The organism is Amycolatopsis benzoatilytica AK 16/65, from assembly GCF_000383915.1.
In the GTDB taxonomy this organism is placed as follows: Bacteria; Actinomycetota; Actinomycetes; order Mycobacteriales; family Pseudonocardiaceae; genus Amycolatopsis; species Amycolatopsis benzoatilytica.
In genome coordinates this window covers 6,110,654-6,134,433 of the sequence record NZ_KB912942.1, presented here as the reverse complement: position 1 = coordinate 6,134,433, position 23,780 = coordinate 6,110,654, and the positions used below count along the sequence as shown (strand labels likewise).

Sequence of the window (23,780 nt, the reverse complement as noted above, 5' to 3'; positions counted from 1 at the left end):
GGGACCGGGAGTCGCCGGGCCGCCGGGCCGTCCGGGCCCGCCGGGACCTGCCGGTCCACCGGGGCCGCCCGGGCCGCCCGGGCCGCGAGGAGGCAGGCCGGGACCGCCGGGCGCCGCACCCGGTCCGCCGGTTCTGCCGGGCCGCTGCGGCGGACCCGGAGGGCGTCCCCCGGGAGGCGGTGGCGGTCCCTGCGGACCAGGCGGACGTGGAGGCGTGCTGACGGACATCCGCGCGTTCTCTTCCCCTCGTGAGTGCTGCGTACCCGGAAAGCCGGTCCCGGGATGCCTGACCCTAACCGGAGTTGGTAGAAACCCCACACCAGACGGTCCCCGTACGGCTATCCTGCGGAACCGTACCGCGACGGGGAGGACTGTAGGTCGAGAATGCCATCAACACCCACGACTAAGTCTCAGGTTCAGGCATATAAGTTCGTCCTGCGCAGGATGCAGTCCGCGCTGGTCCGCCGCGACGCGGTGATGCTGCACGACCCGATGCGCTCGCACGGGCGGGCTACCGCGGTCGGCGTCATCCTCGGCGTTCTCGGCGCGGTGGTCTTCGTGCTGTGGGGGCTGCTGAGCCCCGCGCCGTCGGTCCCGGCGACGGACAACATCGTGATCGGCGAGCAGTCCGGCACCGTGTATGTCGTCACCGGCAACCCGGCGCGGCTCATCCCGACGTTCAACCTGGCGTCCGCGCGGCTGATTCTCATGGCGCAGAAGCAGCAGGCGAGTCAGGGACAAGGCCAGGGGGGTGCGCCGGCCCAGCCGCAGGCGGCCGACGTGAAGAACCCCACGGTCGTCTCGGACGAGCAGCTCAAGGGCATGCCGCGCGACAAGCTCACCGGCATCCCGGACGGCCCGCAGCTGCTGCCCTCGGCCGACCAACGCATTTCACCCAATTGGGCGGTCTGCGACGAGGTCAAGCTGAACCCGAAGCTGCCGCAGCCGGACTCGATCAACCAGACCGACACCGACGTGGTGGCCGGCGTCCCTAACCTCGGCACCGAGTTGCAGGACAAGCAGGCCCTGCTCGGCGACACGGGCAACGGGAAGACCTACCTCATCTACCGGCAGCCGGCCACGCAGGCTCACCCGGACTCGAACACGGTGCGCGCGGCGCTGCCGAGCGACGTGAACGACCCGGTGCGCGCGGCGCTGCGGCTGCCGTCGAAGGCACGAAAGGTGTCGCAGGCGTTCCTGAACGCGATTCGCGAGGTCACTCCGCTGAACCCGCCCGCGGTGGACGGCGACGGCACAACCGCTCCGGGCAACTTCGACGGCCTGACCGTCGGCAGCGTCTTCTCGACCCAGCCGGCCGGAGATGTGCAGGAGTTCTGGCTGATCGCCAAGACCGGCATCCAGAAGGTGTCGCCGGCGGTCGCGGACATCGTTCGCACGGCGAAGAGCGGCGGCACGGCCACCACGGTGCAGCTCGGCCTGGACCGGCTCAACAACGTCAAGGTGCTGCAGCCCGGCGACGCCGGCTACGTGGACGTCGACACCTACCCGAAGGTCGTGCCGACGGTCCTCGACGCCACTCAGAACTCGCAGGTGGCTTGCCTCGGCTGGGCGTTGAACGCCGACCACTCCCAGGCGCACACCTCGGTGTACATCAACAACAAGGTCCCGGTGCCGGCCAACGCCGACGGCAGCTCGAAGATCCTGAGCGTCAGCACTCCCGGTCCGAACGGCCTTCCGATCACCGGCTTCTACATGCCGACCGGGTACGGCGCGGTGGTGCAGTCGGCCACCGATGCCAAGGAGACCTTCAACAAGGGCCCGATCCAGCTGATCTCCGACCGCGGCATCCGCTACGGCGTGCCGGACGTGGCGACCGCGGAAGGACTCGGGCTGAACAACCGGCTGCCCGCGCCGGAGTCGATCATCGGGCTGCTGCCCACCGGCGCGTCGCTGAACGTGCAGAACGTGATGAAGCAGTTCGACTCGGTGCCGATCGACCCGAACGCCGGCTCGTACAAGCAGCCAGCCGCGGCGGCCGGACAGGCGCCTGCCGGGAACTGACCGCGAGTCCCGTCCGTCACACTCGACACAGTCGGGTGAGCGGAGGATGTTCGTGACAGCGCCGGGAAGCAGTCCGGGTACAAACGCCGTGCGGATCGAGGGGGCGGTCGTCGGCGGCTATGCGGCGAAGGTCGCGGGAGCGGCTGACGAGCTCGAAACCGCCGCGGGCGAGGTGGGAACGACCACTGCCGAGGCATACGGGGGGCTGGCCGCGCAGCTGGGCGTGCCTGAGTCCTACACACAGGCAGCACACGCCTTGCGTGGCCAGCTCGCCGCCGGGGCTGCCGCATTGCGGTCGGTCAGTGCGGCGCTGGAGCAGCTGACCGCGGGGCACGCCGAGCGCGACTCCGACGCGGCCGAGCGGATCAAGCGTGCGGGGAGGGTCGGATGACCGAGCCGTCCCTGGCGTACGTGACCGAGCTCGCGCGCGAGCTCGGGGTGACCGATCCGGTCGCCGCGTATTACCGGCCGCTGACCGGGCGCTGGGAGGAGCTGGACGCGGAGGCCGAGCGGCTGCGCGCCGCGGCCCGCACCGCGGCCCGTATCTCGACCGATCTCGCGGACGATCTGGGCCGGATCGACGCGTCCTGGTCTGGCCCGGACGCGGACGCGTTCGTTGCCTACATGGGCGAAATCCGGGCGGCCAGCGAAGGCGCGGAGGATGCGCTCGACGCACTCGCCGGATCGCTCGACCAGCTCACCGAATCGATGCGCAAGATCGCGGCCGCCGCCGAAGAGATCCTGGTCGACGCGGCCGACCTGCTGTCCGAGTCGGCGATGCTGCCCAGCGGCGGCGCGTCCCGGGCCCGGTCGCAGATGCGGGAGACCGGGGAATCGCTGAAATCGCTCTGCGACTCGGCGGAAGACGTCCTGCAGGAGTTCGGCCGGCTGTGCAGCGGCGTGGACGCGCCGCCCGGCAGCCCGTCGAGCATCGAGCTGCGGCACCACTATCCGGCGCAACAGTTCCGACTGCACGACGCGGACGGACCGGCGGGCGCTCCTGCGCCGAATGCTTCGGCAGCGCCGGCCGCCGAGTCGTCGAAGCCGGGGTCGCAAGCCGTCGCGCAGGAACCGGTTTCCGCGGCCGAGTCGTCCGCCGCTTCGGCTGGAGAGTCCGCTGTGGCCTCGTCGGCAGCCGATGCGGTGAGCCCGTCGGCAGCGGAGAATCCTCACCCGGGCAAGGAAACCGCCGCGGACCCGAACCTGGAGCAGGGCCAAGCGGTCGTCCCGCCGCCCGAGCCGATCGCGCCGGCTCCCCAGCCGGCCGCGGCGGCGAATCAAGGCGGCGGCATGTCGATGATGCCGATGATGCCGATGATGGGCGGCGGCGGTGGCGGTGGCGGCGGTGCGACGCACAAGCCGAAACAGCGCGCCGCGGGCAAAGCGTCCGAGATCTTCGGCGAGCCCGCGCAGGTCACCCCGCCGGTGATCGGTGAGGACCCGCCCGCGAAACGCCCTGAGAAGGGCGGGAAGACGCCGAAACCCGGAAAGTGATCAAGGGGGCCGCCGTCGCGGACAACGCGGCGAGCGGCCTCGAACGTCCGTGAAGGGCCCCTTGAAGGACTTAGACTCCCTCAAGGGGCCCTTCACGGACCGCACCAGCTCGCTGGGATCAGCGAGGCTTCGGTGACGAAGGCCGGTTGCGCCGGATCGTGTGCATCACGAACAGAGTGATCAGCAGCGCCGCGACTCCGCCGCCGGTCCCGGCCAGCGCGACGATCATCGGCGTCGAGCTGCCCGCGCCGGACGGCGGCAGGACCGCCTCCTGCACGACCGGCTTCGGCGGTGTCAGGTCGCCGGTGTCGCCCGGCAGGTTCGCGGTGAGCGCGGCCACCGGGTCGACCACGCCGTAGCCAACGAAGTTGTCCCGCCCGCCTGGCGCGGCCGGGTGCTGCGCGGTCGCTTCGATCCGCTTGATGACCTCTTTCGCATTGAGGCGCGGGTACATCTGACGGACCAGCGCGGCGAGGCCGGCCACGTACGGCGCGGCGAAGCTGGTGCCCTGGATCTGCGACGCCTGGCCGTTCGAAATGGTCAGGTTCGCCAGGCCCTGCGAGTCCTGCGCCGGGTCGAGCGAAACGATCTTGGTGCCCGGCGCGGCCACGCCGACCCATGGGCCGTGCACGCTGAACTGCGCGACGCTGCCGTCATCGTCGATCGCGCCGACGGACAGCACGTCGTCGGCGAACCACGGCGGCGTGACGATGGACTTCGGCTTGTTGGGGTCCGCCTGGTCGTTCTGCGGGCAGCCCTCCGAGACGTTGCCCGCCGCCGCGACGACGACGATGTTGCGGTCGGTCGCGTACTTCACGGCGGCCTGGACCTGCCGCTCGCCGTCTTGGATGTCACCCGGGGCGGTGCCGGCGCGACAGTGGTCGACGGACATGTTGATCACGCCGGCGCGCTGTCCGTCGGCGATGTTGCGGATGATCTCCGCGAGCGTCTTGAGCGTGCCCGCGGTGCCTTCCTTGGCCAGCTGCCGGTTGTCGCCCTTGTTGTCCTGCTGCGGCGCGGTGCCGCCGGGCTGGCCGCTGCCGGTGCCGCCGCCGGACGACGGCGGCAGCTGGCTGTTGCCGCTGGACGCGGGCGGGGGCTGGCTGTTCCCGCTGCTCGCCGGCGGCTGCTGCGGGCTGTCGTCCTTGGTGTAGTTCTCGCTGAGCTGGCGGTAGGACACGATGTGCGCGTCCGGAGCCACCCCGATGAACCCGACGTTCGGGTCGCGGGGGTTGCCCGCGATGATCCCGGCGACCTCGGTGCCGTGCCCGTCGCAGTCCTGCAGGCCGGGGGCGATCCCGTTGTCCGGCGGCGCGACGTAGTCCCCGCCGCTCTCCAGCCGGTCCTGGAACCACGGGTGCTTCGTGACACCGGTGTCGATCACGGCGACCTTCTGGCCGCCGCCGACCGAGCCCGTCTTCGCCCGGACGATCTGCTGGGCCTTGTCCAGCTGCAGGTAGTCCTGGCCCCACGGCCGGGCGTTGATGACGACGTTCTGCCCGAGGCTGCGCTGCACGCACTCGTTCTTCTTCTTGTACTTCTTGTCCGGCCCGCCCTCGTCGGCCGGCGGTCCGTAACCGGGCGGCAGCGGCGGCGGCGTGGCCCAGCTGCCCGCCGGCGTGGCCGCGGTCTGCGCGGAAGCCGGCGCGGCGGCGAACGGGGACAACATCCCGAGCCCGGCCGCGAACAGCGCGACCCCGGCCCGGCCCGGCAAGCCGAGTTTGCGCGGGACCGAACGACGGGAGCCCATGGCGCGGCTCATTTGAGGTTCAGGTGGCGCAGCGTCGAGTAGAGGTCCATGACGCCCAGCGCGAGCGGCAGCACCACGGCGATGCAGATCGCCTCGATGATCTCGACCGCGCGGCGCAGCGGCGGGGAGAAGCGCTGGTCCGGGAAGACCACGCCGACCACCAGCGAGGCGGCGGCGATCAGGATCAGCGCGCCGAACACGTACAGCAGCCGCTGGTCCGCGGTGGCCGAGAAGAACAGCCAGCCGAGCAGGATGCCCGCTCCAGCGATCATGCCGGTGGTGAGCAGCGCGATGGCCTGCGCGCCGTTCGCGTACGCGCGGGCGCGCAGCAGCAGGACCAGGGTGGCGATGATGCCGAGGATGATGCCGAAGACATTCGGCGCGGTGGTCGCGAGAATCGCGGCGAGCGCGGTGGTCGCGCCGCAGCCGATCATCAGACCGGTCATGTAGTCGTGCGCGACCGCGGTGCGCTGCTCGATCGCTTCGTAGTCCGGGAAGCCGGAGTCTTCCTTGAGTTCTTCGGCGGTGCTCGGCACGTACGGCAGCGGCAGTTTGGCCAGCCAGATGGTGGCGCGCGGCAGGAACGAGATGCAGGCGAGCGCGACGGCGACCGTGCCGGCCGCGACCGAGGCCGTGTTCGTGCTGGTCACCAGCGTCGCGACGAGGAAGGCGAGCGCTCCGAACACGCCGGCGGTGGCGGTCGCGATGAAGACCCGGATGCCCGCGCCCACGACCAGGATGCAGACCGCCGAGACGATCAGCACCAGGACCGCGCCGAGCAGCAGGTTCGCCCGGACGGACAGGCCGGGCACGATGTAGAAGCCGCTGACGAACGCCAGCGGGAGGCCGCCCGCCGAAGCGATCAGCACGCCGGTCGCTTCGGCCTGGTAGCCCTTGACCAGGGTGGCGCCGACCGCGACGCAGGCGATCGCGCCGAGGCCGCCGGCGATGGCCGGGCCGAGCGAGGAGCCGCCGTAGAGCGAACCGCTGAAGAACAGAGCCAGCGCCGAGAAGAACAGGGCCAGCCCGCCCGCTGCGTGACCGAACCGGCGCGCGGTCTCCTTCGTCCACGGACGGAAGGTGTCCGGGTCGGACTCGGCGATCGCGTCGACCACGTCGTCGTACAGCGGCGGCGGCGGGTTCTCGTTGCGTTTCCGCAGCTGCAGCAGTTCGCCGTCGACCACGCCCAGCGACGCCAGCGTGCGGCTGGGGTCCAGCGGCGCGTCGCCGAGCTTCGCCAGTGCCCATCCGCCGTGGCGGGCGCCGCCGTCCGGAGTGACCTCCTTCGCCATCTCCAGCAGCATCGGCAGCAGGTCGGCCACCGCGACGTCGGCCGGGAGGGCCACGTCGATGCGTGTGGTCGGTGCGACCACTGTGACCCTGCTGAATACCGTCGTGCCCGTTGCCACTAGATGCCCCCGCTCTGATGAGTCAGCTCCCGGGGGAACTTATACCGAACCTGGTGACAGGTTTCAGCGCGTCTCCGGAAATAGCCCGGGAAAATACCCGTCCAGGCTGTGGCGGGCCAGTCCGACCAGCGGATGCGTCCTCCTGGGCCGTTTACTGTCGGTGCCGGTCCCTACACTCGGGCGCACAGGAGGACGGGTCCCGCGGGGACCCTTTGAGGGGAGTGCACGATGCCGATCCGGGAGTTGGCCGGATTTCCGGGACGACGTTCGATAGGTTGTCCCGCGCACCCGGGTGCAGGCGTCGAGCAGGAATAGAGGGGTCCTTCGATGAGCACGCTGCAGTTCAAGAAGTCGCCGCGGCTGGCCGCGCCGCGCCCACCCGGCGGCGAGGTGCACCTCGAGCCGCCGCCCGAGGTGCCCCGCACGATCCCGGGAAACATTGTCGCCAAGGCGATTCCGGGGGTGATGATCTTCGCGTCGCTCGGCATGATGGCGTTCATGTTCATCTCGGGCGGCAAGAGCCCGACGACGATCATGATGAGCGGCATGATGCTGATGGGCACCGTCGGCATGCTCGCGGGCGGCGGCGGCAAGGGCGGCGGCCAGAAGAAGGCCGAGATGGACGAGGACCGCAAGGATTACCTGCGGTATCTCGGCCAGATGCGCGACCGCGCCCGCGAGGCGATGGTCGACCAGCGCGCCGCGCTCGAATGGGTGCACCCGGACCCGCAGTCGCTGTGGTCGCTCGCGGCCAGCCGCCGGATGTGGGAGCGCCGCCAGAACGACGCGGATTTCCTGCACCTGCGGGTGGGTCGCAGTTCGCACCGGCTGGCGACGCGGCTGGTGCCGCCTCAGACGGGGCCGGTCGACGAGCTGGAGCCGATCGCCACCCTCGCGCTGCGCCGGTTCGTGCGCGCGCACTCGATCGTGCCGGACCTGCCGACGCAGATCACGCTGCGCGGGTTCGCCGCGGTGAGCATGCAGGGCGAGCGCAGCCGCACCCGCGCGCTGACCCGCGCGATGCTGGCCCAGCTGGTGGCTTTCCACAGCCCGGACGACGTGATGATCGCGGTGGCGACCGCGGGCCGGGCGAAGGAGGAGTGGGAGTGGGCCAAGTGGCTCCCGCACGTCCAGCACCCGGACCTGTCGGACGGCATCGGGCAGCTGCGGATGATGGCCGGCTCGCTCAAGCAGATCGAAGACTGGCTGGACGAGGAGCTGCGGGATCGGCAGCGGTTCTCCCGCAACGCGACGCCCGCGCCGGACCAGCCGCACATCGTGATCATCGTCGACGACGCCGAAGTGACCCGCGAGGAGCAGATCATCCTCGAAGAGGGACTGGTCGGCGTCACCTTGATCGACTTGTCGGACTCGATCGGCAACCTGGCCGCCCGGCGCGGTCTGCGGCTCGTGGTCGAGGAGGAGCGGCTCGGCGCGCGCAGCGCGGGCGGCGTGGAGTGGTTCGGCCGCCCGGACTGGCTGAGCGTGGTCGAGGTGGAGGCGTTGGCGCGGTTGATCGCGCCCTACCGGGTCGGCGGTGGCGGCGGCGGGAACGACACCAGCGAGGAAGAGCCGCTGCTGTCCAACCCTTCGCTGCTGGAGCTGCTGAGCATTCCGGGCGACCCGATGACGTTCGACGTGCAGCAGGCGTGGCGGCCCCGGCCGATCCGCGACCGCTACCGCGTCCCGTTCGGCGTCGGCGAGTACGGGCAGCCGGTGGAGCTGGACATCAAGGAAGCCGCGGCCGAGGGCATGGGCCCGCACGGGCTGTGCATCGGCGCGACCGGTTCCGGTAAGTCCGAGTTCCTGCGGACGCTGGTACTGGGGATGCTGGCGACGCATTCGTCGAGCACGCTGAACTTCGTCCTCGTCGACTTCAAGGGCGGTGCGACGTTCCTCGGGCTGGACAAGGCCCCGCACGTGTCCGCGGTGATCACCAACCTCGCGGACGAGGTCACGCTGGTCGACCGGATGAAGGACGCACTGGCCGGCGAGATGAACCGCCGCCAGGAAGCGCTGAAGAACGGCGGCAACTTCAAGAACGTCTGGGAGTATGAGAAGGCCCGCGAGAACGGCGCCGACCTCGACCCGCTGCCCGCGCTGTTCATCGTCTGTGACGAGTTCTCCGAACTGCTGGCCGCGAAGCCGGACTTCATCGACCTGTTCGTCGCCATCGGCCGGCTGGGCCGGTCGCTGCAGATGCACATGCTGCTCGCGTCGCAGCGGCTGGAAGAGGGCAAGCTGCGCGGTCTGGACTCGCACCTGTCCTACCGGATCGGCCTGAAGACCTTCTCCGCGGCGGAATCCCGCGCGGCGATCGGCGTGCCGGACGCGTTCGAGCTGCCGTCGGTCCCCGGTGGCGGTTACCTGAAGTACGACACCTCGACCCTGGTGCGGTTCAAGGCGTCGTATGTGTCCGGGCCGTACCGGCCCGCCGGGATCAAGGCGGCCGGCCCGGCCGCGACCGTGGTGCGCGCGGACAAGCGCCCGCAGTTGTTCGTGCCGGACTTCGTGGAACTGCCGAAGGAACCCGAGCCGGAACCGGTCGCCGAGGAACAAGAAGCCCCGAAGAAGCAGGAGTCCGAAGAGGCGGTCGAGCCCAGCGAGCTGGACGTGATCGTCGGGAGGCTGGTCGGGCAGGGGCCGCCGGCGCACGAGGTGTGGCTGCCGCCGCTCAACGAGCCGAACTCGCTCGACACGATGCTGCCGAACCTCAACCCCACCGAGGACCGCGGTCTCTCCCCGGTCGGGTTCTTTGGCAACGGGCGGCTGCAGGTGCCGATGGGCATCGTGGACCGGCCGTATGAGCAGCGGCGCGACCTGCTGTGGGCGGACTTCTCCGGTGCGCAGGGCCACGGCGTGATCGCCGGCGGTCCGCAGTCGGGCAAGTCGACGATGCTGCGGACGCTGATCATGTCGATGGCGTTGACGCACACCCCCGAGGAAGCGCAGTTCTACTGCCTCGACCTCGGTGGCGGTACCCTCGCCGGTCTCGCCGACCTGCCGCACGTCGGCGGCGTCGCGGTGGCCCGGCGCGAGCCGGACAAGGCGCGACGGATCGTGGCCGAGCTGACCACGCTGATGACCGAGCGCGAAGGCCGGTTCGGCGAGATGGGCGTGGACTCCATGACGGAGTTCCGCAACCGCAAGCGCCGCGGCGAGATCTCCGCCGAGCAGGATCCGTTCGGCGACGCCTTCCTGATCGTGGACAACTGGCGGGCGCTGCGAGACGACTTCGAGGAGCTGGAAACCTCGATTACCCGGCTGGCCACCCAGGGCCTTGCCTACGGCGTGCACGTGATCATTTCCGCGAACCGGTGGGCGGACCTGCGCCCGGCGATCAAGGACATGATCGGCACCCGGCTCGAGCTGCGCCTTGGCGACCCGACCGAGTCGGAGATGGACCGGCGGATCGCGGTCAACGTCCCGGCCGGACGGCCCGGACGCGGGCTCACCCGGGAGAAGCTGCACCTGCTGGGCGGCCTGCCCCGGATCGACGGGTCGAGCGACCCGGAGACGATCGCGGCGGGCGTGGCCGACGCGGTGGCCAAGATCCGCGGCGCCTGGCGCGGCCGGGTCGCTCCGCAGGTCCGCCTGCTGCCGGAGATGATCACCTACGAAGAGGTCCTCGCGCTGGAGACCCGCCGCGACCACAAGATGGTCCCGATCGGCGTCAACGAGGAAGACCTCCAGCCGATCTACCTGGACTTCGAGTCGGACTCGCACTTCTTCGCCTTCGCCGACGGCGAGTCGGGCAAGACGAACCTGCTGCGGCAGATCGCGCGGGGCATCACCGAGCGGTACACGCCGCAGGAAGCGGTGATCCTGCTGGTCGACTACCGGCGCACGATGCTCGGGTTCCTGGAGGGGCCGTCCCTGCTGGGCTACGCGGTGTCGGCGCAGCAGCTGGAGGGCATGGTCGCGGACGTCAACGGGTCGATGACCCGGCGGCTGCCCGGCCCGGACGTCACCCAGGAACAGCTCAAGAGCCGGTCCTGGTGGAGCGGCCCGGAACTGTTCGTGCTGGTCGACGACTACGACCTGGTCGCGACCCAGTCCACCAACCCGCTCAAGCCGCTGGCGGAGTTCCTGGCCCAGGCCAAGGACGTCGGCCTGCACCTGATCGTGGTCCGGCGCACCGGTGGTGCGTCGCGCGCGGCCTACGACCCGATCCTGGGCAAGCTGAAGGAACTCGCGGCCACCGGCATGGTGATGAACGGCTCCCGCGACGAAGGTGTCCTGATCGGCAACATCCGGCCCAGCGCCATGCCGCCTGGCCGGGGCAACATGCTCAGCCGCAAGAACGGCAAGCAGCTGATCCAGGTGTCGTGGATCCAGCCGGACTGATCGACCGGGGACGAGCCCGCGCGGGCGAAGGAAGGGGTTCCCGGTGACGGTGCGGGTCGCGGTCGACTTCGGCACCTCGAGCACCTGCGTCGTCGTTTCGGTCAACGGCCGCGAACCGCAGGTCGTGGTGATCGACGGGCAGCCGCTGATGTCCTCGGCGGTGTACGCGGCGTCCGATGGCACGCTGTTCGTCGGGCAGGAGGCGGAACGGCAGGCGGCGGTCGACCCGTCGCGCTACGAGCCGAACCCGAAGCGCCGGATCGACGAGGGCGACCTGCTCCTCGGCGATTCGGTGCTTCGGGTCACCGACGTCGTGCACGCGGTGCTGGAGCGCGCCGTCGCGGAAGCGCGGCGCGTCGCCGGCGACGCCCCGGTCGATCTGCTGGTGCTGACGCATCCGGCGGATTGGGGCGCGATCCGCACCCGGCTGCTGCGCCAAGCCGCCGGCCGGCTGGCGCGCGAGGTCGCGCTGGTGCCGGAACCGGTGGCCGCGGCGGTGTACCACGCGGCCACATTCGCTCCGGCGGCCGCGCCGGGCGGGCGGACGGTCGAGTTCTCCGGCCGTCCCGGCGAAGCACTGGCCGTGCTCGACCTCGGCGGTGGCACGGTGGACGTCAGCGTCGTGCAGCGGTCGCCGGAAGCCGCCCGGGCCGCGCGAGCGCCGGGCGGGGCACCGCAGCGCGGCGGGTTCCAGGTGCTGGCCACTCGCGGTGACCCGAGTTTCGGCGGGGCGGACATCGACCAGGCGCTGCTGGACCACGTCGGGTCGCTGGTGTCCGGCACCGATCCGGAAGCGTGGCAGCAACTGGTGTCGGGCCACGATCTTTCCGAGCGGCGCCGCCGCCGGGTGCTGCGCCAGGATGTGCGCGGTGCGAAGGAGACGCTGTCCCGGCACGCGTACACCGACGTGCCGTTGCCGCCGCCGTTCGCGGACGCGCACGTCACCCGGGAAGACCTGGAACGGCTGATCGCGGCTCCGCTCGGCCGGGTGGTCGAACTCACCAGCGGTGCGATCGGCGATTCCGGGCTGCGCCCGAAACAGCTCGCCGCGATCTTCCTGGTCGGCGGGTCCAGCCGGATCCCGATGATCTCCCGGCTGGTGCACGAGCGCACCGGCGTCGTGCCGACCAGCCTGGACCAGCCGGAGACGGTCGTCGCTCGCGGCGCGCTCCGCGCGGTCCTGCTGGAGCCCGACCGCACAGGTGCGCTGCCCGGAACGGCGATTCCGGGGTCGGTCGAGCAACGCACTGAGGTCGTCCGCGGGGGAGTGCCGACCCGGCGCGGCATGCCGCCGGTGCCGGGTCCGCCGGTACCGCAGCCGATGCGCGGCGGCTCAGCCGTGCCGCCGCGCGGGTTCCCGCCGGGCGACCCAGTCCGCGGGCCGCAGAGCGGTCCGTTCAGCGTTCCGGTTCCGGGCGCAAACGGTCCGCTGGCGAACAGTCCATTGCCGAACGGTTCCGGCAACGCGGCGTTCGGTGCGCCCGGAGCCGGCAGCTCGGGGGATTCCGCGGGCAAGGCGAAGAGCCGTCGTCGGCTGTGGCTGATCGTGGCGGCGGTGCTCGTAGTCGCGCTCGGCGGCGGCGCGGCCGTCTACTTCGCCACTCGCGGCGACAGCACCCCGCAGGGCCGCACGCTCACGCAGTACGACTACAGCCTGGTCGCTCCGGAAAACTGGGTCCAGACCACCGACCAGGTCGCCGAGCGGCAGGTGATCCTGCGCCCGCAGGACGCGCTCGGCGGCAACGACCTCGTGCTCGCGCAGGAATTCCTCAACGGCTTCGACGCGACCGCGGATCGCAAGAAGCTCGTCGACAGCATGCAGTCGGTCGCCGACAGCAGCAACCGGATCAGTGCGTTCAACCCGAATGGCACCTATGGTGGCCGGGCAGTCATCAGCTATCAGGAAGCCAAGGACGAGCAGATCATCGTCAACTGGTACGTGATCGTGCAGGGACAGTTCCGGGTCGCGGTCGGCTGCCAGTACCAGAAGCCCGAGCTGAAACCGCGCATCGACGCCGCCTGTGACCAAGTGGTGCGCACCTTGAAGATCCTCAGCTGAAGGAGTTCCCGTTGCCGTCCGAACCGGAATCCGCGCCGGCGGCTTTCACCCGCGCTGGGCAGGACGCAGTCACGTTTTCCCGGCGCGTCGCGAGCACCGCGCTGGCTCGCAGCGAACGCAGGCGCAAGGAAAACCGGGAACTGCTGAAGGAGTTCGGCCGCCGCCGGCTTTCCGGCGCGGCGCCGGTGCCGCCGTCCGCACTGGGCGGTGCCGCCCGCCGGTTTCGTGCCGCGCGCGGATTGCCGATGCCGTCGGCGCCGCAGGATGCCGATCCGGTTCCCGTCCGTCCGCAAGTTTCGCCCGAACCGACACGGACGAGTGATGAGGACGAGGACTTTTCGCAGTTGCGAATCATGCGCCGACCGCTCTGAAATGTTCTCGGAACTGCCCTGTGCGTGTGCTAACCACGCTGGTGGACATGGTTTTTCCGCGATCATCCGTGGTGCGGTCAGCGGGTGCTCGTCAATCGGTTCCCTGATCCGGCGTTCCCGCAAGCAACTACTTGCGAAGAAGTCGCGACAACCGAGAACCGAACTGGCAATGTCTTCGTCGTAGGTGCAGTGCCGGGAACACCAGCTGGCGCGCACAACCACTCACGAAGGGGGTAGCTCCCAATGGCTTCTGGCGGTTTCACTGGGGATCCGAAGGAATTCACCGCGGCCGAGGGGCGCGTTACCGACGCGACCAGCCGGATGAACAAGAACCTGGGCGACCTGCGCTCGAACATCGAGGCGACCCGCGCGGGCTGGGAAGGCGACGCGCAGCGTGCCTTCGACGCCGTCATGCGCCGCTTCGACGACGCCGGCCGCGGCCTGAACGATGCGCTGCACCGCATCGGCGAGCTGCTGCAGGAAGCGGGCTCGACCTACTCCAAGAGCGAAGCGGCGCAGCACGAGCACATCCAGTCGCTCAACAAGGGCTTCGGCGACATCCTCGGCTGACCCAGCTTTTCCGTTCAGTTCTTCCTCATTCTTTCTTCATTCTTCTGACAGGAGTTAGACATGCCTGACGGCCGCATTGTTGTTGATCCGGGCACCATTCACCGCGCCGCGGAGGACTGCACCTCCACCGGTGGCGAGCTGAAGGGCCTCTTCGACAACCTGAAGAGCGACCTCGCCCCGCTGACCAACAGCTGGACCGGTGAAGCGAAGCAGCAGTACGACGGCGCCCAGCGCGAGTGGGACCAGAAGTTCGAGGAGCTGACCCAGCTCCTGGCGCAGATCGCCGCCGTCCTGCCGCAGATCGCCGACGGTTACCAGGCGACCGACCGCTCGGTGCAGAACCTGTTCTGAGCCACGCTCGGAAAACCACGGCGGGCCAGGCACCTTCGGGTGCCGGCCCGCCGTTTTCGTGCGCTGGCAAGGAATTCGCCGGGGATGCGGACCGCGGATCGGGTTTCGGCGGGCGCGGACCGCTGGCACGGCACTGAGTCGCACCTTGGCACGCAACGGGCCGTCGTGGTTGTGCCCAAACGCGTAACAGGCCGTCGTGGTTGTGCCTGCCACGGAACGGGCTGTCGTGCAATCGAGCAACGGCCCGTTACTGGTTAGGGCGGATCAATGCGGTGCGCCGACCGAGTACTCCGGTTTGTCGTTGAGCACTCGCACGGTCACCTTCTTCGGCTGCCCGCCGACCTGCACTGTGCAGTCGAAGGTGACGCCGTTGCCCACCTTCTGCCCGGACGGGCACGAGACGTTCTTCACGTCCGGCTCGCCGTAGCTCTCGTTGAGCACCCGGGAAACGCCGTCCTGCAAAGACTTCTGCTCGAGCGTGTCCCCGGAGAACACTCCGGTCGCCCAGGAGATCCCGCCGGCCGCGGCCAGCACCACGACGACCGCGCCGGCGATCAGCAGTGGCTTCTTCGATCGCGGTTTCTTGTCCGCCGCGGAGAACGCGCCGAGGCCGCCGTACTCGGACGGCTGGAACCCGCCGCCGTACGTGGCCCCGGGCTGGTCTTGCGGCTGCGCCGGCGTGGGCTGGCTCTGCGGCTGCGCCGGATCGCCGTAGGGCTGCGCGTACTGCTGGCCAGGCATCGGCTGACTCTGCGGCTGAGAGTAGGGCTGCCCGGGAGCAGGCTGGCCTTGCGGCTGCCCGTACTGCTGCGCCGGAGCCGGCTGGCCCTGCGGCTGCGCGTAGGGCTGCCCTTGGGGTTGGCCGTACGGCTGGGCGGGATAGCCCTGCGGCGGGTACTGCTGCGCCGGATACTGCGGCTGCTGCGCCCACTGCCCGCCGGAGGACGGCTGGCCCTGGTGTCCCGAACCGTCCACTTCGGATGGATAGCCGGGCTGCTGCGGCGCGTTCGCTCCCGGCTGCCACCACTGCGGCTGGCCTTGTGGGTACTGGTCGGGCGGCTGGGTCATCGGAGGTCACCTCGGGAGTCGGGCAGCGCGGGAACCGGCGGAAGGAAGCGCATCACTGCCCCTGCAGCTCGCCGAGCCGACGGTAGAAGTCGCTCTTGGCTGCGGCGTCCGGCAGTGCGGTGACCTGCGTCGGGTCCGGCACCGTCGGCAGGTCCGCGGCGGAGGCGACGCCGGTGAACTTGAAGTCGTAGCGCAGCTCGACCTTGTGGCCGCCGCCCTCGAACTTGGCGTTCATCGTGAACTCGGCGAGCGAGCCGTCCGGCTTGAGCGTGATCACCGCGGGCACCACCTGCTTGCGCAGCTCCGGCCCGATCGAGTTGAGCACCTTGTCCGGCAGGATCTCGATCCGCTTGTCGAGGAAGATCGAGAACGGGACGTTGACGGTCAGCTGCTCGCTGCCGTCCGCTGAGCTCTTCGCGCCGCGCAGCGCCTTCTTGTCCGCCTGGTAGGCGGAGTCCACCGCGTCGCCCATCCGGCAGCCGATCTGCACGCCGCCCCAGGAGCACGCCTGCACGAGCCCGGCCTCCGGCTTGGGCATCGACACCCACGGCGTCGGCTCGAGCGACTTGTAGGCCGGTCCGAGCAGCAGGTACTCGACCGCGCCGTCGGCGGGGGTGAACGAGTCGAGGAACTCGTTCGGGTCCTTCTGCGACCGGTTGTGCACGATCCGGCTCTCCGGGCTGCCGGTGCGCGCCGCGGTGACGATGTTGTGCAGGTACTTGTCGTCGAGCCGGAAGTACCGGTCAGTGGAAGTGGTCACATTGCGCGGGTCGACGATGATGTCGCCCAGCTTCGACATGGCCTTTTCGAACTTCGCGCCGACGTACGCGGCCGCCTGGTCCCCGTCGGGCAGCGCGGTGCCGGCGCGGGCCTGCCCGCAGGCGGTCGCGAGTGCCAGCACGGCGCCGACAGCGCAGGCGGTGCGGAGTGCTCGGGTCTTCCTCGCTCGTGTTTTCAACTGCCGTCCCCAGGTGTTCGTCCTGCTCGCGCGGGTGCGCGCCGGAATCGTCTCATCTTGGCGTGTCGCGCGCGGCGGCGTGGTGCGTCCGGCGGGCTGCCCGGTATGCTCCGACCGGCCGGTGAGGCGTCTTCGCACCCCCGCTGCACAGCATCGGGGACCACAGGGGTATCTTCATATGTCGTTGTGCGATGCGGCGCGTCAGCGCTCGGCCCGCACATTACCCACACGCAATGACGACGAGGTAGACCCTTGCCCACGTACAGCCCCAAGCCCGGCGACGTCACTCGTGCCTGGCACGTGATCGACGCCGAGGATGTCGTGCTCGGCCGGCTCGCGACCGAGGTCGCCACGCTGCTGCGCGGCAAGCACAAGCCGACCTATGCCCCGCACGTGGACACCGGTGACTTCGTCATCATCGTCAACGCCGAGAAGGTTGCGCTGACCGGTAACAAGCGCGAACAGAAGTTCGCGTACCGGCACAGCGGTTACCCCGGCGGTCTGCGGAAGCGCTCCTTCGGCGAGTTGCTCGACACCAAGCCCGAGCACCTTGTGGAGAAGGTCGTCAAGGGCATGCTGCCGAAGAACAAGCTCGGCCGCGCCCAGGCCAAGAAGCTGAAGGTATACGCCGGCCCGCAGCACCCGCACGCCGCGCAGCAGCCGCAGGCGCGCGAGATCACCAAGATCGCGCAGGTCGCGCAGTGAGTGAGGAACAGTTGACCAGCACCGAGACCGAGGCCGAGGTCGTCGCCTCGACCGAGACCCCCGAGGCTGTCGCGACCAGCGAGTCGCCCGCCGCCCCGCGCCCGTCGCGCGCCGCCGGTGGCAAGGCGCAGACGGTCGGCCGCCGCAAGGAGGCCGTGGTCCGCGTTCGCGTCGTGCCGGGTACCGGTGAGTTCAAGCTCAACGGCCGCACGCTCGAGGAGTACTTCCCGAACAAGGTGCACCAGCAGCTCATCAAGGAGCCGCTGGTGACCGTCGAGAAGCCGGACTCCTTCGACATCTTCGCCAACCTCAAGGGCGGCGGGATCTCGGGCCAGGCGGGCGCGCTGCGTCTCGCCATCGCCCGTGCGCTGGTCGAGGTCGACGCCGACGACCGCCCGGCACTCAAGAAGGCCGGCTTCCTGACCCGTGACGCGCGCGCCACGGAGCGGAAGAAGTACGGCCTCAAGAAGGCCCGCAAGGCTCCGCAGTACAGCAAGCGCTGATTTTTCAGCGTTTCTGGCGCAACCCCGGGAGCGCCCATCCGTCCATCGGATGGGCGCTTCCGGCGTTTTCCGGACTTGATGCGTGCCCAGTTGATGCGTTTGCGGCGGTCGCCGCGACTGTCCAGGGGTAGGGCGCACGCTCGTCCGGGCCACAGCTAGGTTGGTCGGGCGCTTTCGCCCGAGGCTCGGTGAACTAGGTGGACAAGGAGGTCGAGATGGCTCGACTGTTCGGCACTGACGGGGTACGCGGTCTGGCCAACGCCGACCTGACCCCTGAGCTGGCACTGGCGGTCGCGGCGAGCGCCGCGCGCGTACTGGCCGCGCACGACCGTTCGCACCGTCCGGTGGCCGTCGTGGGCCGAGACCCCCGCGCGAGCGGCGAGATGCTGGAGGCGGCCGTGGTGGCCGGCCTCGCCTCGGCCGGCGCGGACGTCTTGCGGCTCGGCGTGCTGCCCACGCCCGCGGTCGCCTACCTCGTGGGCAAGCTCGACGCGGACCTCGGCGTGATGATCTCCGCCTCGCACAACCCCATGCCGGACAACGGCATCAAGCTCTTCGCCGCCGGCGGCCACAAACTGCCGGACAGCATCGAGGACGAGATCGAAGCCGGCCTGGACGCCGCCGGAGTCACCCGCCCGACCGGTTCCGGCGTCGGCCGGGTGACCGAGGTCCCGGAGGCGCTCGACCAGTACCTCGAGCACCTGGTCGCCGCCACGCCGCACCCGCTGGCCGGGCTGAAGGTCGTGGTCGACTGCGCGAACGGCGCGTCGTCCGTCGCCGCCCCGGAGGCGTACCGCCGGGCCGGCGCCGAGGTCGTGGCCCTGCACGCGAACCCCGATGGCATCAACATCAACGAGAACTGTGGCTCGAACCACCCGGACCTGCTCCGCGCGGCCGTGGTCGAACACGGGGCCGACCTGGGCATCGGCCACGACGGCGACGCCGATCGCTGCGTAGCCGTCGACGCCTCCGGCGAGTTGGTGGACGGCGACCAGATCATGGCGGTCCTGGCGCTGGCGCTGGCCGAAGAGGGCGCGCTGGTGAAGGACACCCTGGTCGCGACCGTGATGAGCAACCTGGGCCTGCACCTGGCGATGAAGGCGCACGGCATCACGGTCGTGACGACCGCCGTCGGAGACCGCTACGTGCTCGAGGAACTGCGCGCATCCGGCCTGGCCCTGGGCGGCGAACAGTCCGGCCACGTAGTGCTTCCCGCTCACGCAACGACCGGTGACGGCCTGCTGACCGCCATGCGGCTGATGGCCCGGATGGCTGCGACGGGGAAGCCGCTGGCGGAGCTGTCGAGCGTGATGCAGCGCCTGCCGCAGGTCCTGGTGAACGTCCCGGTGGTGGACAAGGCCGCGGTGGCCGGCTCCGCCGAGGTCCGGGACGCGGTCGGCGAGGTCGAAGCGGAGCTGGGCGAGGAAGGCCGGGTTCTGCTGCGGCCTTCGGGAACCGAGCAGCTGGTGCGGGTGATGGTCGAGGCTCCGGCCCACGCCACGGCACAGGCGGCGGCGGATCGGCTGGCCGGAGTCGTGTCCGCGGTCTGCTGACCGATCTGCCCGAATCGCTGCGGCTCTCGTCACTCTCCGGGTACATTCCGTAGGCGCGTGTTCGGCACCAACGGCGCGTTCAGTGCGTCATAAGGTGGCGAACGCAGGTGCGTTAAGGGAGGGGCGGAGATGGCGGGCGGCCACAAGGTCGATACGGATGCGCTGACACGGGCGGCGCGAGCGCTGAGCGAGATGCCGCGCAACACGGTCCAGCAGCCGCTGGCCGCGGTCAAGGACGTGCAGATCATCGCGGCCGATTTCGGTGAGGCGCACGCTCAGAACTTCCAGCCTTATCAGACCGGCGTGCAGAAGATCGCCGGAATGGTCGACGCCTACCTCAAAGCCTCGGACGCGTTCGCGCAGAAGCTGAACGCCGCGGGCGGGCACTATCAGGCGAACGAGAGCCAGTCCTCGAGCGACATCAAGGGGGCGGGCAAGTGAGCGCGAGCGCCAGGGACGACGTCCCGACGAAGCAAGAGATCGAACAGATGCTTGCAGACCCGAGCCTGGCGAAGACACAGGCCGGCACGGATCTGGCGTGGAAGTATCTGGAGTACATCGACGACCATGACCCCACCCAGTACGGGTTCCGGGATCAGCACGAGTTCGAACAATGGCGCGACAACGTCAAGCGCGACATGGCGATGAGCGGCGAGAGGCCGACGGATATTCCGCTCGGCGAGAGCGCCGTCAAAAAGGCGTATTCGCAAGCCAAAGACATTTACGACAAGAGCCAGACGGACGGCCGCGCCAAGGGCAAGAAAGACGCCGAGGACGCTAAGGCCAAGCTTGACGAGCAGGCAGCCAAGGCGTCGAAAACGGACGCGGGAGCGGGCACGTCCGACGAGATCCTCGATCTCGGCCTGCCAGGGATGCGGTCCACGTTCGACGTCTTCATCCCGCTGTACAACCGCGCGGCGCAGGCCGTCGGGTTCCAGCCGGTGAACAAGGACGACATCTACAAGCTCTACGACGAGCAGCGGAAGATCCCGTTCACCAAGTTCATGGCGGGTGCGGACGAATTTGCCAAGCTGGCCGGTGCGGTCACCGATGCGTCCACCGACGTGGCCGGGCAGTTGTCCGTCCATCTTGCCGATTGGCACGGTGCGGCCGCCGACCAGGCGAACAACTTCGAGAAGAACTACACCGCGGACACGAAGGTCGTCGCGGACGCGAATACGCATGCTTCCGACGCGATGAAGGCTGCGTGCGGCTCGATTGGCAAAGCCTGCCGAGACAAAGCGGATTGGGTCATCAAGTACCGCGTCGATTCCATCGGTCAGGTCACCGCGCAGGACCTCGACCGAATCATCCGGATCGTCGAACTGCGCAGCAATGCGAGTCAGGACGACTTCAAGCACTGCGCGAAGTTCCTCGACGCGGAGTCTCAGAAGATGATCAACGACGATGACTGCAACCTGAACGACGACACGGTCAACCACATCGTCGACCAGTGCACGGAATACCTGCGCAACAACTTCGGCAAGTTCTACGAGGGCTACATCCGCGACTTCAAGGCGATGTGCACGAATACGCACACCACGGTCGACGGGGCATGGAAAGCGCTCACTGATTTCTTCGGGCAGCTTCCGCAGGATCCGTACAGCAACGTGGACCAGACCGCGCCGGACAGCGGGACGGGCAAGTCTGACAGCGGTGGAGGGAAGCAGTCCGGCCCCGGCAGCACTGGCGGAACGGGTCCCGGCACGGGTGGGAGCGGACCGGGCACCGGCGGTGGGGGCGGATCGGTCACGCCCGCCTCCGTCGAGATGCCGAAGGTGCCGACCACGCCGTCGGAAACCCAGCCGGCCACTCCGTCCGGCGCAGAGACGAACCCGGTCACGCACCAGCCGCTGGAAGTCGACCCCGCGACTGGCAAGCCGTTCCCGATCGATCCGACGACCGGTCAAGCGGTGAAGCCGCACGAACCCGAGTCGATGACGGTCGAGCAGGGCAAGCACAAGATCTCCATGACCGAGCCGGCCGCGACCGGCGAGATGGCAATCACCGTCGACGACGGCACCGGCCACCCGAAGAGCTATCAGCTCGACTTCGACAAGGACGGTCTGCCCGCCACGCCGGGGCAAGGATTCACCCAGCCTGGTGTGCCGGGCGCGCACACTCCAGTCCCGGGCGATGCTTCTGGAGACCACGGCGGCGCGGGGCAGCCCGCGAGCGGCCACGGGACTCCAGAGCAGGGCACTACGCCGGGACCAGGGACCCCAGGACATCCCGGCGGCGGGGCCGGTGCGCCAGGCCAGCCTGGCGACGCTGCTGCCGCGCACAAGTACGAACCGGGCGCCGACGGCAAGATCCACGTCGAAGACGGCAACCTCAAGATCACGGCCGAGCGTCCGCAGGGCCCGGGCGGGCCCACCGTTGTCACGGTGGACGACGGCAGCGGCGAGCCGGTGAAGTACACGCTTGGCGGGGAAACGAAGCCGGACGGTGTCTCTCCGGGCCACGACGGTGCACAGCAGGCTGTGGGCGACGGTGGTACGCCGCCCAATGCCGGCGCGCGACCGGTCGATGGCCTTACGGCTCAGCAGGCGGCCGAGCACCCAGGGATCGGCACACATGGGCAGCCGGATGCCGGAGCCGCGCCCGCGGCGCACAGCGGCCAGTCGGAACCGGTATCCGCGCCAGGCGGCCACTCGGGCCAACCGGTCGCGCAGGAGGTCCAGCACGACGCCCCTGCCGCCTCGGCCGCGCATCCCACCGCTGGAGCTCCGCTGGCGGCTGACGCCGGAGCTGGCGGAGCGAGCGTTCCAGAGGTCGACGACTCGACTACGGCGCAGTCGATCGCCAATCCGATGGACAGCTCCGGCGGCCTCGGAACAGGGCACGACGATCCGAACAACCAGGTCCTGCACGCGTCGATCGGCAGCGACGGCCCGCAGCCTTCGACCGCCGAGCTGGGCACGGCGCCGACGCACAGCGACCAACAGCCGCAGCAGCAGGGCATGATGGGCGGCGGAATGATGGGCGGCGGAAGCCTCGGCAGCGCACCCGGCGGCCAGGATCAGGAACGGAGCAGCGCCTACCGGGTCACAGGCGGGTTGTTCGAGAAAAGCGTGTCGGGACAGCGGATCAGCGGGTCCTTGGACGACGATTCCACCGGCCGCTAATCCAGCGGGTCGAAAGGGGGTTCCTGATGAGTTCAGGGGATGCGCTCGCCGCGATGCGGGCCAAGCTCGACTCGCTGGAGGCGGAGAACGGGGCGCGCGCGGCGCTGCTCGACCGCAATCGTTCGGAGGCCGTTGCCGAGAGCAAGGAAAAGCTCGACAAGCAGGGTCGCATCCAGGGCGAGGTCTTCGTCCGGCTGCAGGAACGGAACCGCCGGGCGAAAGCTGCGGGCGGGTGGGCTACCGAGGCCACGACCGGCGAGAAGGACCCGGACCAAGTCAGTTTCGGGTTCGAGGACGACGAGGCGGAGAACGAGCGCCGCGCTGGCTACGTCCCGGCCGAGGAGCCGATCCTGCCGCGGTCCAACACTCCGCCGACGACCGCTCCGACGCCTGCTGCTGCTCCGTCTGGGAGGCATCGTCGCGGGATGCACCACGACGAGGACGAGGACTACACGAACACGGATTGGCTGGCTACCTGAGCAGGAGCAAGGGCTAGGCGCCTCGCGAGGTGCCTAGCCCTTGCTCCGTCAAAGCTTGCCTTCGCGGGCGTCGCCTCAGGCGGCCGTTTCCTCGTCCTCCAGCACCTCGATCGCCGCGTGCTTCACGTCCGCGTCCAGCAGCGGCAGGTACTTCTCGGTCCCGGTCAACTGGGTCAGGAAAAACGCCGTGAACAGCGCCTTCGTCAGCTGCTGAGTCGCCCGCTGCGGCTTCCCCTGCAGCAGCAGCTGGCTCCAGTGCCGCCCCTCCGTCACCGCGAGGTGGGAAGACTTCGACAGCGTCCGCAGCTGTACCGGCCCGGCCCAGGCGTGCGCGATGGCTTCGGCGTGGCCGACCGCTGGTGCGACCAGGTCGCCGTCCACCGCCAGGTGCATGCCAGGAACGCTGACCAGCTTCGCGGCTTCGGTCGCTGATGGGAACGTCTGGGCGGCGGCCACCGTCGCCACGGCGCGCACGCGAGGCCGCGCGTCGTCGCCGGCACTCGCCGACTGCGCCGCGGCCAGTACTGCCGCTCCGCCGCCGGTGGAGTGGCCGGCCAAGCCCAGTTTGTCCGGGTCGATGCTGATTCCGTCCGGGCCAAGGCGGACCGTCGTGATGACATCGAGGGTGGTCAGCAGGTCGCCGGCCAGCAGGCGGTGCGACGGGAGCGGGCTGAGCTGAGTCGCCGGGGCTGCCGCGACCACGCCCCAGCTCGCGAGGTGGTGCAGCAGCTGGCGGTAGCGCGTCGCGGGCTGCAGCCAGCCGTGGCCGAAGGCGATCGCGGGCAGGCCCAGGCCTTGACGCGGGGTGAACACGACGCCGGGGAGGCCGACCAGGGCGAGATTGCCGCGCAAAACCTCGTGCGGACCCGGGTGGGACAGCTCCGTGAGCAGCTGCTTGGGCTTGCTGGCCATGCGCGTGACCTTACTGCCCAGGCCCGCGCCCGGCCCGCGCGCCGCACCGCCGGTATCGCGGAGAACGTTGTTTCCGCTGTTCAGCGGGTTCGGACGGGACC

19 protein-coding genes are annotated in these 23,780 nt (G+C 69.8%); 14 read left to right on the top strand and 5 right to left on the bottom strand.

What is annotated here, in order from left to right; genetic code table 11:
* Positions 1–384: 384 nt before the first annotated feature.
* From eccB to AMYBE_RS0128275, 3 genes are all read left to right on the top strand, one after another.
* On the top strand, positions 385–2,022 hold the full coding sequence (gene eccB, locus AMYBE_RS0128285) for a type VII secretion protein EccB (protein ID WP_084470166.1): 1,638 nt from the start codon (positions 385–387) through the stop codon (positions 2,020–2,022).
* Positions 2,023–2,110: 88 nt separating this feature from the next.
* Positions 2,111–2,413, top strand: coding sequence for a hypothetical protein (locus tag AMYBE_RS0128280; protein WP_020662771.1), 303 nt, complete (start codon positions 2,111–2,113; stop codon positions 2,411–2,413).
* Positions 2,410–3,516, top strand: a complete 1,107-nt coding sequence (locus AMYBE_RS0128275) for a WXG100 family type VII secretion target (RefSeq protein WP_020662770.1) — start codon at positions 2,410–2,412, stop codon at positions 3,514–3,516. Before AMYBE_RS0128280 ends, AMYBE_RS0128275 begins: the two co-directional genes overlap by 4 nt.
* A 118-nt stretch (positions 3,517–3,634) precedes the next feature.
* Here AMYBE_RS0128275 and AMYBE_RS0128270 read toward each other — a convergent pair whose 3' ends face one another.
* On the bottom strand, positions 3,635–5,266 hold the full coding sequence (locus tag AMYBE_RS0128270; protein WP_020662769.1) for a type VII secretion-associated serine protease mycosin: 1,632 nt from the start codon (positions 5,264–5,266) through the stop codon (positions 3,635–3,637).
* An 8-nt stretch (positions 5,267–5,274) separates the two neighbouring features.
* Positions 5,275–6,675 carry a type VII secretion integral membrane protein EccD gene (gene eccD / locus AMYBE_RS0128265; protein WP_027928104.1) on the bottom strand — a complete coding sequence of 467 codons (1,401 nt, stop codon included), beginning with the start codon at positions 6,673–6,675 and terminating at the stop codon, positions 5,275–5,277.
* Between the two features lie 327 nt (positions 6,676–7,002).
* On the opposite strand from eccD, the gene AMYBE_RS0128260 reads away from it, so the two are divergent.
* From AMYBE_RS0128260 to AMYBE_RS0128240, 5 genes are all read left to right on the top strand, one after another.
* Positions 7,003–11,022, top strand: a complete 4,020-nt coding sequence (locus AMYBE_RS0128260) for a type VII secretion protein EccC (protein WP_020662767.1) — start codon at positions 7,003–7,005, stop codon at positions 11,020–11,022.
* A 43-nt stretch (positions 11,023–11,065) separates the two neighbouring features.
* On the top strand, positions 11,066–13,081 hold the full coding sequence (locus AMYBE_RS0128255; protein ID WP_020662766.1) for a type VII secretion-associated protein: 2,016 nt from the start codon (positions 11,066–11,068) through the stop codon (positions 13,079–13,081).
* Positions 13,082–13,092: 11 nt separating this feature from the next.
* Entirely contained in the window at positions 13,093–13,452 is a 360-nt protein-coding gene (locus AMYBE_RS0128250; protein WP_020662765.1) for a hypothetical protein, read from the top strand.
* A 243-nt stretch (positions 13,453–13,695) separates the two neighbouring features.
* Entirely contained in the window at positions 13,696–14,022 is a 327-nt protein-coding gene (locus AMYBE_RS0128245) for a WXG100 family type VII secretion target (RefSeq protein WP_020662764.1), read from the top strand.
* Between the two features lie 60 nt (positions 14,023–14,082).
* Entirely contained in the window at positions 14,083–14,373 is a 291-nt protein-coding gene (locus AMYBE_RS0128240; protein ID WP_020662763.1) for a WXG100 family type VII secretion target, read from the top strand.
* A 264-nt stretch (positions 14,374–14,637) separates the two neighbouring features.
* Here AMYBE_RS0128240 and AMYBE_RS0128235 read toward each other — a convergent pair whose 3' ends face one another.
* Both AMYBE_RS0128235 and AMYBE_RS0128230 read right to left on the bottom strand, forming a co-directional pair.
* Positions 14,638–15,441, bottom strand: coding sequence for a DUF4333 domain-containing protein (locus tag AMYBE_RS0128235; RefSeq protein ID WP_020662762.1), 804 nt, complete (start codon positions 15,439–15,441; stop codon positions 14,638–14,640).
* Positions 15,442–15,493: 52 nt separating this feature from the next.
* The gene (locus AMYBE_RS0128230; protein ID WP_020662761.1) at positions 15,494–16,342 is read right to left on the bottom strand and encodes a hypothetical protein; all 849 of its coding nucleotides are present in this window, start codon (positions 16,340–16,342) and stop codon (positions 15,494–15,496) included.
* A 309-nt stretch (positions 16,343–16,651) separates the two neighbouring features.
* Between AMYBE_RS0128230 and rplM the strand changes: the two genes are divergently transcribed.
* The 6 genes from rplM (at position 16,652) to AMYBE_RS0128200 (ending at position 22,767) form a co-directional block, all read left to right on the top strand.
* On the top strand, positions 16,652–17,104 hold the full coding sequence (rplM, locus tag AMYBE_RS0128225; protein ID WP_004560141.1) for a 50S ribosomal protein L13: 453 nt from the start codon (positions 16,652–16,654) through the stop codon (positions 17,102–17,104).
* Between the two features lie 11 nt (positions 17,105–17,115).
* Positions 17,116–17,607, top strand: a complete 492-nt coding sequence (gene rpsI, locus AMYBE_RS0128220; RefSeq protein ID WP_020662760.1) for a 30S ribosomal protein S9 — start codon at positions 17,116–17,118, stop codon at positions 17,605–17,607.
* A 215-nt stretch (positions 17,608–17,822) separates the two neighbouring features.
* Positions 17,823–19,160, top strand: coding sequence for a phosphoglucosamine mutase (glmM, locus tag AMYBE_RS0128215; RefSeq protein WP_027928103.1), 1,338 nt, complete (start codon positions 17,823–17,825; stop codon positions 19,158–19,160).
* A 129-nt stretch (positions 19,161–19,289) separates the two neighbouring features.
* Positions 19,290–19,601 carry a hypothetical protein gene (locus tag AMYBE_RS0128210; protein WP_020662758.1) on the top strand — a complete coding sequence of 104 codons (312 nt, stop codon included), beginning with the start codon at positions 19,290–19,292 and terminating at the stop codon, positions 19,599–19,601.
* The gene (locus tag AMYBE_RS0128205) at positions 19,598–22,288 is read left to right on the top strand and encodes a hypothetical protein (RefSeq protein WP_020662757.1); all 2,691 of its coding nucleotides are present in this window, start codon (positions 19,598–19,600) and stop codon (positions 22,286–22,288) included. The genes AMYBE_RS0128210 and AMYBE_RS0128205 overlap by 4 nt, the downstream gene beginning before the upstream one ends.
* A 26-nt stretch (positions 22,289–22,314) precedes the next feature.
* Positions 22,315–22,767, top strand: a complete 453-nt coding sequence (locus tag AMYBE_RS0128200) for a hypothetical protein (protein ID WP_027928102.1) — start codon at positions 22,315–22,317, stop codon at positions 22,765–22,767.
* A gap of 75 nt (positions 22,768–22,842) precedes the next feature.
* On the opposite strand, the gene AMYBE_RS0128195 is transcribed toward AMYBE_RS0128200, so the two are convergent.
* Positions 22,843–23,679 carry a poly(ethylene terephthalate) hydrolase family protein gene (locus AMYBE_RS0128195; protein WP_020662755.1) on the bottom strand — a complete coding sequence of 279 codons (837 nt, stop codon included), beginning with the start codon at positions 23,677–23,679 and terminating at the stop codon, positions 22,843–22,845.
* Positions 23,680–23,780 lie beyond the last annotated feature (101 nt).